Consider the following 13,748-nt stretch of genomic DNA (forward strand, 5'->3'; position numbering starts at 1 on the left):
AGCCCGCGGGTCGCGATTGGGGGACGGCGGTGTCGGACATGAGTGCGCTCCTTGTACGAGTTTTCTCGAACTATAGCTTAGTTCGAAAAAACTCGTACAGGGTGATATGCTTGCGGACATGAAACGAACCCACCCTGAACGGACGGCCGGCCTCGTGCCGGCGCCCGCGGATTTGCCCGATCCGCTGCCGGAGCCGGACGTCGCCGAGCTTCGGCTCGAAACCATTCTTGGCGCGCTGGCCGATCCGTTGCGACTGACGATCGTGCGGAAACTGATGCTGGAATCCGAGGCTTACGACCATCCTTGCGGCTGGTTCGGCTTCGATCGCCCGAAATCGTCGCTCACCCATCACTTCAAGGCGTTGCGTGACGCGGGCGTGCTGCGCCAGCGTCAATACGGGCTCGAGCGGCGCAGCCGCGTGCGCACGGAAGATCTCGATCTGCGCTTTCCCGGCCTGCTGAAGCTCGTGGCCGAGTGGGCGCCGCCGGCAGACAGCGACGGTTGACGGCTGGTGGAGGGTGGATGGGCTGCCCGGCGGGATGCGCCGGTTCGCCATGCGGCGGCGAGCGTGACGCGCCGGGCGCGCGGCGCCGCGGAGCCTTTCGAGTGCCGGGCTTGATCTGCCTGCAACCCGGCTTCGTTTCCCGGCCGGTATCATGTGAACCATTCACCCCGATGAACCCGCACAGGAGGAGCCCGTCGTGCATGCCGGTGAGCGTTTCAACAGCATTACCCATCTCGTCGGCGCGGTGCTATCGGTGGCAGGGCTGGTAACACTGGTGACGATGGGCGCGCTCGAAGGCGACGCCTACAAGGTGGTGAGTTTCAGCGTGTACGGCGCGATGCTCTGCGTGCTCTACGCGATCTCGACGCTGTACCACAGCGTGCGTAGCCCGCGCCTGAAGGCCATTCTGCAGAAGTGCGACCACTCGGCGATCTACCTGCTCATCGCCGGCAGCTATACGCCGTTCACGCTGGTCACGCTGCGCGGCCCGTGGGGCTGGTCGCTGTTCGGCGTGAGCTGGGGGCTGGCCGTGTTCGGCATTGTGCAGGAACTGACGCTCGGGCGGCGCACGCGCATGCTGTCGATGATCCTGTACGTGGCGATGGGCTGGCTCGCGCTCGTCGCGGTACGTCCGCTGATCCATGCTCTTCCGCTGGTCGGTACCGCGTGGCTCGTGGCCGGCGGCCTGATCTACAGTGCGGGCATCTACTTCTTCATCAACGACGAACGCATCCGCCACGGGCACGGCATCTGGCATCTGTTCGTGCTGGCCGGCAGCCTGTGCCAGTTCGTCAGTGTCGCGATGTACGTTGCGTGAGCGGAAGGCGGCGTCAGCCGCCGCCGGCGTCGTGTCGACCGGTCGCGGATCGACGATCGCACCGGCATCGGGTTGACGCATGTCGGCGCACCGGCACACGAGGTCGTTGTGTTCGCAACGCGTATGCGGACGTAATGCGATGAACCAGGGGGCGTGTGCAGGAAGATCCGCTCGTGCGTGGCGCTGTTCGTCGTGACACGCTTTCGCTTCGGGCGAATGATCTATTCGCCTTCGACCACACGAATCCCGACCGTGTGAGCGCCCACTTTCAGCACTTCCCTTGTCGCGATCCACCACGCCGCCATCGCAGACCCGGATATCGCCACAGCCGCCAGCAACGCCACCCGCATCGCCACCGGAAACGGCTGCACGGTCGCGATGCACGCGCCGAAGATCGCGACACCGAGCGCCGACCCGCTCTGCCGCGCCGCGTTCAGCGCGGCCGCCGCCACGCCCGCGCGGCGGCGGTCGACCGTCCCGAGCGCCGGCGACGTCGCGGCCGGCGAGATGAATCCCGATGCAAAGCCGATCGCGAGCATCGGCGCGACGGCGAGCCACGCCGGTGTCGCCGCACCGATGCCCGTCATCCCGAGCGCGCCGGCCGCATAGAGCGCGAACGCGGCGCACATCGAACCGCGCGCGCCGAAGCGTGCAACGAGCCTGCCCGAGCACAGTCCGCCGAGCGCGACCATCGCCGTCATCGGCAGGAACGCGAGCCCGGTGTCGAGCGGGCTCGCGCCGCGAATCTGCCGATAGAACAGGCTGAGGACGAACAGCAAGCCGTAGAACACGAACGCCGATGCCATCGACACGAACGTCGATCCGGCGAACAGCCGGTTGCGGAAGAACGCGAGCGGCAGCATCGGTTCGCGGCGCCGCGCTTCGATCGCGATGAACGCGATCCACGCGACGGCGCTCGTCGCCGCTCCGCCGACGATCGGCGCGGAGCGCCAGCCGAGCGACGGGCCTTCGATCAGCGTGCCGATCAACGTGGCGATCGCGACGATGGCCGCGGCCTGGCCGCCCCAGTCGAAATGTCGCGACGCGTCGCCGGCGGCGCGCGTGACCGTGCGGGCGAGCCAGATGCCGGCAAGCCCGAGCGGCAGGTTCACGAAGAAGAGGCTGCGCCACCCGGACAGGTGGATCAGCAGGCCGCCGATCAGCGGGCCCGACGCCATCGCGATGCCGCCGCAGCCCATCCACAGGCTGATTGCCGATGCGCGCGCGGCCGGCTCGGGGAACGCGCGGTTGAGCAGCGCGAGCGAGCAGGGCACCAGCATCGCGCTGCCGACACCTTGCAGCGCGCGGGCGATCGCGAGCGCCGGGAGGCTCGGCGCGATGCCGCATAGCGCGGATGCGGCGACGAAGATCGCGAGCCCCGCGACATAGACGGTGCGATCGCCCAGCCGGTCGCCGAGCGTGCCGCCCGTCATCAGCAGGCTCGCGAACGTGAGCGTGTACGCATTCACGATCCACTGCAGGCCGGCTATACGGCTGCCGAACGTGTGGGCGATATCGGTGAGCGCGACGTTGACGATGGACGCGTCGAGCAGCACGAGCGTGTAGCTCACGCAGGTCGCGGCGAGCACGCGGCGGGCCGCGGCCCGGTTCGGCGCGGCGGCCGTCATGCGTGGTCGGGCGCCGGCGCGGCGGCCCGCAGCGCGAGAAAGCCGACCCATCCCCAGTACACGCGATGATGCGCGATCAGCCCGTCGCGCAGGTTCATTACTTCGACGAGATCGACCTGGTCGCCTTCCGGTGTCGCGCGCGGATATTCCCACGTGAGCTGGCGGCCGTTCGAGAAGAACAACCCGGTGCGTTACCAGCGCCCGAGCCGGTTGCCCGGATTGCGCAGGCCGGCCGCGAAGAACGCACCGATCGCGGCCTTGCCGTGCAGCACACCCGAGCCGTGACCGGGCAGCGTGACGACGATCAGCGGCGTTTCGAGCACCGCGTCGTCGGTATACAGCGCCATCAGCGCATCGACGTCGCGCGCGACGACGGCCGCGTGCCAGCCTTCGTAAATGTGCCGGGCATCGGCATCGGGATGTGTCATGGCGGGTTCCGGAAGTGTCGATAACGGAACCCACTGTATGAGCGCGCGGTCGCGGGACGTTTCACGTCGACCCGAAACGTGGATGCCGCCGCGGCGAAGGCGGCGCTTATCGACCGAGTTTCGGCCGATTTTCGGCCGTTATCCGGCCAGCGCGTCGAGATTCAGCACGTACGACTTTCCGATCCACACTGCGCAATCGCGATGGTCGCGCAGTTCGTCGCCCGTATTCGGATGCAGGAAGATATCCAGCGCGCCGTGGTTCAGCACGAGCCACGGCACGATTTCGTCGAAGCGCGCGGTGTCGAACGCGATCTGGTACGACCACGCCGGGTGCGGGCCGACGAGGCGTTCGTGAAAGCGGCCGAGTTCGATGATCGCGCCGAACCGTTCGTCGACGACCTGGCGCAACGCCCACGCGGCGTCGCGGCTGGCCGCATCGAAATAGACGTGCGCATGCCAACTGTGGATCTCGGTGGTGTCGAGGGCAGCCATGGAAGGACTCGATAAAAATGGGAATGCATGAGGTGCCGTGCGAAACGGCCGATGCGTGATTATCGCGCGTCCTTGCCGCGCACGTCGTGTCGCTATCCGGCAAGCCGGATGCGATGCTTGTCCTGAATCACGAGAACCGTTCGATCCGGCAACGCCGCGGTTTGAGATATATATCCGCGCGTATCCGCACGCGCGATATCACACCGGAAGCCTTGCCGGAAGGTGCGCGCGCGGCGATCGCATCGGCAACACGTCATTTCCGAAATTGAAAAAGCGCTGTATGCACGGCTTCGGATCGTCTGAACAAATGCGATCAGGGCATTGAATGAAATAAGGAAATTCCGATTGGGCGGGATTCGCGCATGACGTGATTCGCGCACCGTATTCCGCAGCCGAAAATATCAATTGCGGAATCGGCTATTCAAGCGGCATGCAGCGCGACATACGATGCTTTCAACGCATCGTCGAACACGATCGATGCGGGGACAACCACCTGGAGGCCACTATGCGATCCCTCGTTCCCGTTGCGGTACTTTCCTGCGCACTCGTTGCGCTGCCCGCCGTCAGCTTTGCGCAGTCGGCGGTTTCCGATGGGGCATCGAATGCCTCGCTGTCGAGCTGGTCGGCGGCGCGTGCCGAAACCAACGCGCAACTGATGCAGATGACGCGCGCAGGCTATCGCGCGACGTCGGCCGGCAACCAGAACTATCCGCTTGCGATGCAGCGTGCGCTCGAACGTGTCCGCAATCCGGTGCCGGACCGGTCGCGCGAAGAGCGGGCCGAGATGGAGGCGCGGGCCGCACGCGACGCGCAGGGCGGCCATCCGGTCAAGGCGTTCTTCGTGAAGACCGCGTACTACCTGAAGGGCGAGAACACGTTCTGATGCAGGAGACGAGCATGGCTTGCCCGATCCGATTTGCCTGCGTCATGCGCGCGTCGGCGCTGCGCCGGCTGCCGGCCGCGCGAGCGTCGCAGCGGCGGGACGATGCGCGCGGCGCGCAACGTCGTGCGAAACACCGCCGCCATGCGCATCGTGATGCCGTTGCGTGCCGCACCGCGTGGCCGGCCGTCGCGGTGAGCGATGCGCCCGCAAGCGGGAGCCCGTCATGAAGGGCTCCCGGAAGCACCGCCGCCACGTGCCGCTGACCCGCGAGTGGTTGCTGCCGCTGCCGCCGGTGCATGCACGCGACATCTCGCTGAAATGCCACATGGCGCTCGTCGCGCTGCGCGGCGGGCATGGCAACGAGGCGCTGCTGATGCGGTTGCGCACGAGCGTCTACCTGGTGTTCCTGGCGCTCGACGATGCGGTGTGCGCGGATGCCGACATCGACCTGTGCGTCGACGCGGAGCGCGCGCTCGACGCGGGCGTGGCACGCGCGGCGCAAGGCGGCGCATGGACGCTGCACGACGACGAATGCGCGGTGCTCGAGCATGTGCTCGCGGCGAACGACACGTGCGTCACGACGCTCACGCGGCGTCGGCTGGCCGAGCTGTGGGAGCACGTCTGCGCGTTCGCGTCGAGCGGCCAGCCGGCGCTCGTCGCGGGCGCGGCGGAGAAGATCCGCATGCACGCGGCCGAATCGCTGGCCGCGTAGCGTCTCGCATTGGTTTTGCCGGGAGTCTGGAGGAGACAGGGCCGGCCGCACCGGCACGGCCGCCGTTAATCGCCGAAGCAGCGATTGCACGGCTGTCGCGGCCTGTCGTGGTCTGTCGTTTCCATAGGGTGACGGCGGAACGCGACTCGACACCACGGCCCAAAACAAAAGCGCCACGGAGCAGGCTCCGTGGCGCTTCTTTTTTCCCGCCGGCGCGGAAGGCAAGCCTCCCGCGTGGCGAAACGCGCTTAAGCGGCGGCTGCCGGTTTCGCCGGCTTCTGCAGCTTGCCCTTGCCGGCGCGCTGGATTTCCTCGAGCTTGATCTCGACGTGGCGCGAGAACACGTACTCGGCCGGACGCTGCTTGTCGATCGGAATGTCCGGTGCGAACGGGCCGTCGGTCTTGATGCCCTTGCGGCTCACGGCGAACGCCTTCAGCGGATGCGCCATCGTGTCCATCACGGCGGTCGCCTCGAAGCCGCAGTGGACCATGCAGTCCGCGCACTTCTCGTAGTTGCCGACGCCGTAGTTGTCCCAGTTCGTGTCTTCCATCAGTTCCTTGAAGGTCTTCACGTAACCTTCGCCGACCAGGTAGCACGGCTTCTGCCAGCCGAACACCGTACGCGCCGGGTTGCCCCACGGCGTGCACTTGTACGTCTGGTTGCCGGCCAGGAAGTCGAGGAACAGCGACGACTGGCTGAACGACCAGCGCTTGCCGCCTTCGCCGCGCTTCAGGATCTCGCGGAACAGGTTCTTCGTCTTGTCGCGGTTCAGGAAGTGCTGCTGATCCGGTGCGCGCTCATACGCGTAGCCCGGCGACACGGTGATGCCGTCGACGCCGATCGGCTTGAGCGTATCGAAGAACTTCGCGACGCGCTCGGGGATCGCATCGTTGAACAGCGTGCAGTTGATGTTCACGCGGAAGCCGCGGCGCTTCGCTTCCTTGATCGCCGCGACCGCCTTGTCGTACACGCCTTCCTGCGACACCGAGTGGTCGTGCATCTGCGCGTCGCCGTCGAGGTGGACCGACCAGACGAAGTACGGGCTCGGCTGGTAGTCGTCCATCTTCTTTTCCATCAGCAGCGCGTTCGTGCAGAGGTAGACGAACTTCTTGCGCTTCATGATGCCGCGGACGATTTCCGGCATTTCCTTGTGCAGCAGCGGCTCGCCGCCGGCGATCGACACGATGGGTGCGCCGCACTCGTCGACCGCTTCCAGGCATTCCTGGACGGACAGGCGCTGGTTCAGGATGGGATCCGGGTAATCGATCTTGCCGCAGCCGTTGCAAGCGAGGTTGCAGCGGAACAGCGGCTCGAGCATCAGCGCGAGCGGATAGCGTTTGTTGCCGGACAGGTGTTGGCGCGTGATGTACGCGCCGACGCGGACTTGCTGGAGCAGCGGAATAGACAAGAGATGTCCTCCTTAAACTTCGCGGGCGACAGCTTGCGTGAGCTTCGCCGGCAACTTGAATTCGACTTTTTCTTCACGGCCCGCCATCGTCGTGACGTCGACGGGCCCCAGCGCGCGCAACGCGCCGATTACATCTTCAACCATTTCCTCGGGCGCGGACGCCCCGGCGGTCAGGCCGACGGTCGTCGCATTCGCGAACCATTCGGCCTTGACTTCCGAACCGTCGGCGACGAGGTAGCTCGGCACACCGCTTTCGGTGCCGATCTCGCGCAGGCGGTTCGAGTTCGAGCTGTTCGTCGCACCGACCACGAGCAGTACGTCGACCTGTTCGCTCAGTTCGCGCACGGCAGCCTGGCGATTCTGCGTGGCGTAGCAGATGTCGCGCGTGTCCGGGCCGACGATGTCGGTGAACCGGCGCTGCAGCGCTTCGATGATGCCGCGCGTATCGTCGACCGACAGCGTGGTCTGCGTGATGTACGCGACCGGCGTGTCGACGGGCAGCGTCAGCGTATCGACTTCCGCTTCGCTTTGCACGAGGATCACCTCGGCCGGAATCTGGCCGATCGTACCCTCGACTTCCGGATGCCCCGCATGGCCGATCAGGATCAGCCGGCGGCCCGCCGCGACGTACTGGCGGCCTTGCACGTGCACTTTCGTGACGAGCGGGCAGGTGGCGTCGAGCACGTCGAGCCCGCGCGTTTGCGCATCGCGCTCGACCGTCTGGGCGACACCGTGCGCGCTGAAGATCGCGACAGCGCCGTGGGGCACCTCGTCGAGCTCCTCAACGAATCGCGCCCCTTTATCACGCAGGTTTTCGACGACATGCCGGTTATGCACGATCTCGTGACGCACATAGACCGGCGCACCGTGCTGTTGCAGCGCGCGATCGACGATCTCGATCGCACGGACAACCCCCGCACAAAAGCCGCGGGGCTGGGCAAGGATGACTCGCATAAGTGAGCGAACTCCGACGACAGACGCCGGGGTTCGAGGAGCTGGCACTCGCTCGCTCGCCCCGGCTTGATGTTATGAAGGCAGGAACGAACCGGCCGGCCAGGCCCCGGAACCCCGAATTAATCGCGCATTTTAACTCTATCGGGCCGTCCTTGCTTTGGTGCTGTATCCGCCGTGTTGCATTTGCGGGAGAGCCGCGTCGGCGCTGGCGCGTGCGGAACCCAGTAAACTACGCGGTTTCGCGGGCAGCCGCTCCGGCTGCCCGGCGTCGCGCTCATTTCAAGGCCATTCGATGACCGTCGATTCTTACGCGTATTACCCGGCCGCCCGTGCGGTTTCGGGCGCTTTGTTCCTGACCCCCATTGATCCTGCCGAACCCGGCGCCCGGCAGGAGGCGCGCCGATGATGCTGGTTCTCGCTTTCCTGGTGTCCGGGCTGTCGCTGATCATCTGGATCGTGCTGCTCGTCGCGCGTGGCGGTTTCTGGCGCGCGGTGCCCGCGCGGCCGTTGCCGCCCGAGGCGCGCGGCGCCGCGGCCGAGGCCGGCTGGCCGGCCGTCGTCGCGGTCGTGCCGGCGCGCAACGAGGCCGACGTGATCGCCCGGGCGGCGACTTCGCTGCTCGAGCAGGATTACCCGGGCGAATTTCATCTGATCATTGTCGACGACCATAGCGACGACGGCACCGCCGACGCGGCCCGCGCGGCCGCGCTCGCGATCAACCGCGCCGACCGGCTGACGGTGCTGGCCGCGAAGCCGCTGCCGGCCGGCTGGTCGGGCAAGGTGTGGGCGCAGTCGCAGGGGATCGCCGCGGTGCAGGCGCTCGGCCTGCCTGCCGACTACCTGCTGCTGACGGACGCCGACATCGGCCATCCGCCGGACGCCGTCGCGCAACTCGTCACGCGCGCGCAGGCCGAGAACCGCGATCTCGTGTCGCTGATGGTGCGGCTGCGCTGCGATTCGTTCTGGGAAAAGGCGCTGATCCCGGCGTTCGTGTTCTTCTTCGCGAAGCTCTACCCGTTCTCGTGGATCAACAACCCGCGCAACCGGACGGCCGGTGCCGCGGGCGGCTGCATGCTGGTGAAGCGCACGGCGCTCGAGGAAGCGGGCGGCATCGAGTCGATCCGCGGCGCGCTGATCGACGACTGCAGCCTGGCCGCGCAGATCAAGCACCGCGGCAGCGGTCGCCACCCGATCCGGCTCGACCTGGCCGACCGCAGCGTGTCGCTGCGTCCGTACGACAGCTGGCGCGACATCTGGAACATGATCGCGCGCACCGCGTTCACGCAGCTGCACTATTCGCCGCTGCTGCTGGCCGGCACGCTGCTCGGGATGACGATCATCTATCTCGTGCCGCCCGCCGCCGCGCTCGCGTACGGTGCGCGCGCATGGCCGGCGTGGCTCGCGTGGGCGTCGATGTGCGCCGCGTATGCGCCAATGCTGCGCTACTACCGGCGCTCGCCGCTGTGGGCGCCCGCGCTGCCGCTCGTCGCGCTGTTCTACGTCGGCGCGACGTTCGCGTCCGCGTGGCGCTACTGGCGCGGCAAGGGCGGCCAGTGGAAGGCCCGCGTGCAGGCGCCGGTGGATCGCTGAGCGCATCCCGGGAGGCGTGCCTCCCGGCAGCCGGAAAGCAAACAGCCCGATCGTGAAAACGGTCGGGCTGTTTCGTTTGCGGCGGGCGCTGCCTGCCGGTGCCTAGCGCTGGGTCAGCATCATGTACATCTGGACCACGACGTCCGGCGAGAACGTGAACGGCACCCAGCCGTAGCCCGTGTGACGGGCGACCAGCAGGCGGTCGCCGTTCGACTGCTTCTGCACGGCCATCATCGGGTTCTTCGTCGTCACGAAGCGCCAGCCGGCCGGGATGCCGGGCGGCGGCTCCGGCTGCATCGACGCCCGCGCATGCGCGAGTTCCTCGATCAACTGGCCCAGTTGCTCCGGATGCAGCGTGATCGATTGGCCGTTGATGGTCAGCGTGAGTTCGTTCTGCGTCGGACGCGACACGTGCAGCGTAGATTTGTCGGACGGCGCCGGCGTGTTGGCGGCGTCGGCTTCGACTTCGGCTTCGACTTCACTTTCAACCGGCGTGTCGGCTTGCGCCGTCGCGACGATTGCCGTCCCGGTGTCGGTCGTTGCCTCCACCGCTTCGGCCACGGCCGGTGCGGGCACGTTCACGGCCGGTTCCGCCACCGGCGTGCCGGCCGGCGCGGGTTCGACGACTTCCGCCGCAACGGCCGTGGCGGCCATCGCGCTCGTCGCGGCTTCCTTGACGACGGCCTCGACCAGCGCCTCTGCGTCGGCGATGGCCTTCGCGTGGTGCTGCGCGGCCGCTTCGGCTTGTGCGATCGCTTCGGTGTGGCGTTGCGTGACGGCCTCGGCCTGCGCGGCGGCATCGGCGTGGCGTTGCGCGGCCGCCTCGGCCTGCGCGATCGCTTCGGTATGGCGTTGCGTGACGGCTTCGGCCTCGGCGGTGGCGTCGGCGTGACGCTGCGCGGCGGCCTGCGCTTCCGCGATCGCTTGCGCGTGCTGCTGCGCGAGCGCTTCGGCTTCGGCGATCGCGGCCGTGTGGCGCTGAGCGGCGGCTTCGGCTTCCGCGATGGCGGCCGCGTGGCGCTGCGTGGCCGCTTCGGCTTCGGCGGTCGCGTCCGCGTGACGCTTCGCGGCGGCCTCGGCTTCGACGGTCGCGGCCGCATGGCGCTGCGCGGCCGCTTCGGCTTCGGTGGCTGCGGCGTGATGACGCTGCGCGGCGGCCTCGGCTTCGGCGATCGCTGCCGCGTGGCGCTGCGACGCCGCTTCGGCATCGGCGTGACGCTGCGCGAGCGCTTCGGTCAGCGCGGTGGCTTCCGCATGGCGTTGCACGGCAGCTTCGGCTTGCGCGGTGGCATCGGTATGACGCTGGGCGGCGGCTTCGGCAGCGGCGGTCGCGCTTGCGTGGCGCTGCTGCGCGGCCTCGGCTTCGGCGGCGGCGGCCGTGTGGCGTTGCGCGGCGGCCTGCGCTTCGGTTTCCGCGGCGGCGTGACGCTCTGCCGCGGCCCGGGCTTCCGCTGCTGCGGCGCGCGCGAAGGCTTCCGCGCTGCGTGCCGCCTGTTGGGCGGCGTGGTGATCGTGGAGGAGCTGATCGACGCCCACGGTGAGCGAAGCGATCTGATCGTTCAGGTTCATGCGTGTCTTCTCTGCGTAAGACCCGCGATTTTAACCGCTGCGCCGGTGCCGGGCCGCGCGGGACGTGTAACAAAGTGCGCAAAGCGGCGTGAAGTACGCCGCTTTGTGTTACTTCAGGTAGCCGGCGGAGCCGAACCAGTCGAGCGCATCGCGCAGCCCTTCGCGGTACGGGCGCGCACGGTAGCCGAGCTCGCGCTCGGCCTTCGCGGACGTGAAATACATCTTGTTCTTCGACATCCGCAGCCCGTCCACGGTGACGAACGGCTCCTTCTTCGTGAACTTCGCGACCGCTTCCGCGCCGACTGCGAGCGGGTACAGCGGCCACCGCGGCAGCGCGATCGTCGGCGCCTTGCGGCCCGTCATCTGCGCGATGTCGGCGAGCATCTGCTGCAGCGGCAGGTTCTCGCCGCCGAGGATGTAGCGCTCGCCGATCCGGCCGCGCTCGAGTGCGAGGAAGTGGCCGTGCGCGACGTCGTCGACGTGCACGAGGTTCAGCCCCGTGTCGACGAACGCCGGAATCTTGCCGAGCGCGGCCTCGACGATGATGCGGCCGGTGGGCGTCGGCTTCACGTCGCGCGGGCCGATCGGCGTCGACGGATTGACGATCACGGCCGGCAGCCCTTCGTCGGCGATCATCCGTTCGACCGCGCGTTCCGCGAGCACCTTGCTGCGCTTGTAGACGCCGATCGCCTGTTCCGCCGTGAGCGGCCGGTTTTCGTCGGACGGATCGCCGGCACTCGTCACCTTCAACGTCGCGACGCTGCTCGTATAGACGATCCGCTCGACGCCTTCCGCGCGTGCCGCGCGCATCGTCGCGACCGCCCCCTCGAGGTTCGCGCGCTCGATCTCGTCGGGATCGGGCGCCCACAGCCGGTAGTCGGCCGCGACATGCAGCAGGTAGCGCACGCCGCGCAGCGCGGCGCGCATCGACGCCTCGTCGCGCATGTCGCCGGTGACGATCTCGGCGTCGAGATCCGCGACGTTCGTGCGCGGGCTGGTCGGGCGCACGAGCACGCGCACCGCATAGCCTTTCTGCTGCGCGATGCGCGCGACGGCCGAGCCGACGAAACCGGACGCGCCGGTGACGAGAACGAGATCGCGGGAGGTATCAGTCATGCGTTTCCTTCAGGGCCGCGCGCGGGCGGCGCGGCGGTTGAGCGTCGGCGAGATTGTACGTGGTCGGCGCGCGCGGCGACGCAAGGTCGCGGCGGGTGCGGGCATGTGCGAAGCGGCCGACGCGACTACAATGCCGGGCTTGAACGCAACGGGAGGACGACGCGATGAGCCGCAATGAACTGGACGAACGGATCGAGACCTACTACGTACGGGTGCGCGGCGTCGTGCAGGGCGTCGGCTTCCGGCATGCGACGGTGCGCGAGGCGCATGCGCTGAAGCTGCGCGGCTGGGTCGCGAATCTCGAGGACGGCACCGTCGAAGCGATGATCCAGGGCCCCGGCGCGCAGATCGACCGGATGCTCGCGTGGCTGCGCCACGGGCCGCCGGCCGCGCGCGTGACCGAGGTGACGTTCGAGGAACGCCGGACCGAGAAGCGCTTCGAGCGCTTCCAGCAGCAGTAAGCGGCACGGAACGATCATGACGGGGTATCCGGAGGCCGGGCGCGGCCTCATGCTGTCGGTGATGGCATCGACGCTGTTCGCGCTGATGTCCGCCTACGCGAAACTGCTCGCGCCGCTCACGGGGCTCGACATCTTCGCGTGGCGCGTGTTGTGGACCGCACCGGGCGCGCTCGCGCTGATCGCGCTGCGCGGCCGCTGGCCGGCGCTCGTCGACCTCCTTCGGCGCAGCGTGCGCGACTGGCGCCTGCTGATCGCGGTGCCCGTGAGCGCCGCGCTGCTCGGGGCGCAGTTGTGGCTGTTCCTGTGGGCGCCGCTGCACGGGCGCATGCTCGAAGTGTCGCTCGGCTATTTCCTGTTGCCGCTGACGATGGTGCTCGTCGGCCGCTTCTACTATCACGAACGGCTCGATCCGCTGCAATGGGCGGCAGTCGCGTGCGCCGCGCTCGGCGTCGCGCACGAAGTGTGGGCGACGCGCGCGTTCGCGTGGCCGACGCTCGTCGTCGCGCTCGGTTATCCGCCGTATTTCGTGCTGCGCCGGCGGATCAACGCCGATTCGCTCGCCGCGTTCGCGGTCGAGATCGTGCTGCTGTGCCCGGTTGCGTTCGCGATGGTCGCGACGAGCGCGACGCGCGTGGCCGGCCATCCCGTGCTATGGGCCGCGCTGCTGCCGGGGCTCGGCGTGCTGAGCACGCTCGCGCTCGCGAGCTACCTGAAGGCCAGCCGGATGCTGCCGATGGCCCTGTTCGGGATTCTCGGCTACGTCGAGCCCGTGCTGCTCGTCGCGGTGTCGCTGTTGCTGCTCGGCGAAACGCTGAGCGTCGCGAAGCTCGCGACGTACGGGCCGATCTGGGTCGCCGTTGCGCTGACCGCGTGGCACAGCGCAATGCTGATGCGGCGCCTGCCCGCGCGCGGATAGGCGTCGATCGCGACGCGGCGGCGGCGCGGAACGTGGCGCAGATCGCATCGGCACCAGCACCAGCACCAGCATCGCCATCGCCCGGCGATCGAACCCGTCGATGCTGACCGCAAACTGGCGTCGCGCTGGCGTGAATCTGGCGACGCCGCCTGCTTCGCATCACAAGGCTCGCGCGTGTAATCGAACAGAAGATTCGGTTGCACTTTGTTACTTAGGGTCTCCCCTGATCGGCCATTAGACTGGCCTCACCGACTTCCCTTCGTATGCA

General features: G+C 68.0%; 13 protein-coding genes and 1 pseudogene. 7 read left to right on the plus strand and 7 right to left on the minus strand.

Annotation, left to right across the window (positions count from 1 at the left end):
* Positions 1 to 118 precede the first annotated feature (118 nt).
* Together FOZ70_RS07950 and FOZ70_RS07955 are read left to right on the plus strand one after the other, a co-directional pair.
* Positions 119 to 505 carry a helix-turn-helix transcriptional regulator gene (locus tag FOZ70_RS07950; RefSeq protein WP_175850268.1) on the plus strand — a complete coding sequence of 129 codons (387 nt, stop codon included), beginning with the start codon at positions 119 to 121 and terminating at the stop codon, positions 503 to 505.
* A 196-nt stretch (positions 506 to 701) separates the two neighbouring features.
* The gene (locus FOZ70_RS07955) at positions 702 to 1,322 is read left to right on the plus strand and encodes a hemolysin III family protein (protein ID WP_219705457.1); all 621 of its coding nucleotides are present in this window, start codon (positions 702 to 704) and stop codon (positions 1,320 to 1,322) included.
* Between the two features lie 221 nt (positions 1,323 to 1,543).
* Here FOZ70_RS07955 and FOZ70_RS07960 read toward each other — a convergent pair whose 3' ends face one another.
* The 3 genes and pseudogenes from FOZ70_RS07960 to FOZ70_RS07970 all read right to left on the minus strand — a co-directional run bounded on the left by FOZ70_RS07960 (position 1,544) and on the right by FOZ70_RS07970 (position 3,870).
* Entirely contained in the window at positions 1,544 to 2,950 is a 1,407-nt protein-coding gene (locus FOZ70_RS07960) for an MFS transporter (protein WP_258025569.1), read from the minus strand.
* Positions 2,947 to 3,378 (minus strand): annotated as a pseudogene (locus FOZ70_RS07965) (nuclear transport factor 2 family protein). The gene FOZ70_RS07960 and the pseudogene FOZ70_RS07965 overlap by 4 nt, the downstream one beginning before the upstream one ends.
* 138 nt (positions 3,379 to 3,516) lie before the next feature.
* Positions 3,517 to 3,870, minus strand: a complete 354-nt coding sequence (locus tag FOZ70_RS07970) for a DOPA 4,5-dioxygenase family protein (RefSeq protein WP_219705459.1) — start codon at positions 3,868 to 3,870, stop codon at positions 3,517 to 3,519.
* 505 nt (positions 3,871 to 4,375) lie between these two features.
* Between FOZ70_RS07970 and FOZ70_RS07975 the strand changes: the two genes are divergently transcribed.
* Positions 4,376 to 4,753, plus strand: coding sequence for a hypothetical protein (locus tag FOZ70_RS07975; RefSeq protein WP_027790307.1), 378 nt, complete (start codon positions 4,376 to 4,378; stop codon positions 4,751 to 4,753).
* A 223-nt stretch (positions 4,754 to 4,976) separates the two neighbouring features.
* The gene (locus tag FOZ70_RS07980; RefSeq protein WP_042974196.1) at positions 4,977 to 5,465 is read left to right on the plus strand and encodes a hypothetical protein; all 489 of its coding nucleotides are present in this window, start codon (positions 4,977 to 4,979) and stop codon (positions 5,463 to 5,465) included.
* Between the two features lie 248 nt (positions 5,466 to 5,713).
* Here the strand turns inward: FOZ70_RS07980 and hpnH are convergent, their stop codons facing one another.
* Together hpnH and ispH are read right to left on the minus strand one after the other, a co-directional pair.
* Complete coding sequence (gene hpnH / locus FOZ70_RS07985; RefSeq protein ID WP_021158681.1) at positions 5,714 to 6,874, minus strand: adenosyl-hopene transferase HpnH; 1,161 nt, start codon at positions 6,872 to 6,874, stop codon at positions 5,714 to 5,716.
* Between the two features lie 12 nt (positions 6,875 to 6,886).
* On the minus strand, positions 6,887 to 7,828 hold the full coding sequence (gene ispH, locus FOZ70_RS07990) for a 4-hydroxy-3-methylbut-2-enyl diphosphate reductase (RefSeq protein ID WP_021158682.1): 942 nt from the start codon (positions 7,826 to 7,828) through the stop codon (positions 6,887 to 6,889).
* Between the two features lie 402 nt (positions 7,829 to 8,230).
* Between ispH and FOZ70_RS07995 the strand changes: the two genes are divergently transcribed.
* Positions 8,231 to 9,418: a glycosyltransferase gene (locus FOZ70_RS07995; protein WP_059487627.1), complete on the plus strand. Its 1,188-nt coding sequence runs from the start codon at positions 8,231 to 8,233 to the stop codon at positions 9,416 to 9,418.
* A gap of 102 nt (positions 9,419 to 9,520) precedes the next feature.
* Here the strand turns inward: FOZ70_RS07995 and FOZ70_RS08000 are convergent, their stop codons facing one another.
* Entirely contained in the window at positions 9,521 to 10,987 is a 1,467-nt protein-coding gene (locus tag FOZ70_RS08000; protein ID WP_219705462.1) for a phage tail protein, read from the minus strand.
* A 108-nt stretch (positions 10,988 to 11,095) separates the two neighbouring features.
* Positions 11,096 to 12,103, minus strand: coding sequence for a hopanoid-associated sugar epimerase (gene hpnA, locus FOZ70_RS08005; RefSeq protein ID WP_011353724.1), 1,008 nt, complete (start codon positions 12,101 to 12,103; stop codon positions 11,096 to 11,098).
* 164 nt (positions 12,104 to 12,267) lie between these two features.
* Between hpnA and FOZ70_RS08010 the strand changes: the two genes are divergently transcribed.
* Both FOZ70_RS08010 and rarD read left to right on the plus strand, forming a co-directional pair.
* A complete protein-coding gene (locus tag FOZ70_RS08010; RefSeq protein WP_006480292.1) occupies positions 12,268 to 12,564 on the plus strand; it encodes an acylphosphatase in 297 nt (98 codons plus the stop codon).
* A 16-nt stretch (positions 12,565 to 12,580) separates the two neighbouring features.
* Entirely contained in the window at positions 12,581 to 13,480 is a 900-nt protein-coding gene (gene rarD / locus FOZ70_RS08015; protein WP_059487621.1) for an EamA family transporter RarD, read from the plus strand.
* The last annotated feature ends 268 nt before the right edge of the window (positions 13,481 to 13,748 follow it).

Origin of the sequence: Burkholderia sp. COPS (assembly GCF_019425585.1) — a bacterium.
Lineage (GTDB): Bacteria > Pseudomonadota > Gammaproteobacteria > Burkholderiales > Burkholderiaceae > Burkholderia > Burkholderia cepacia.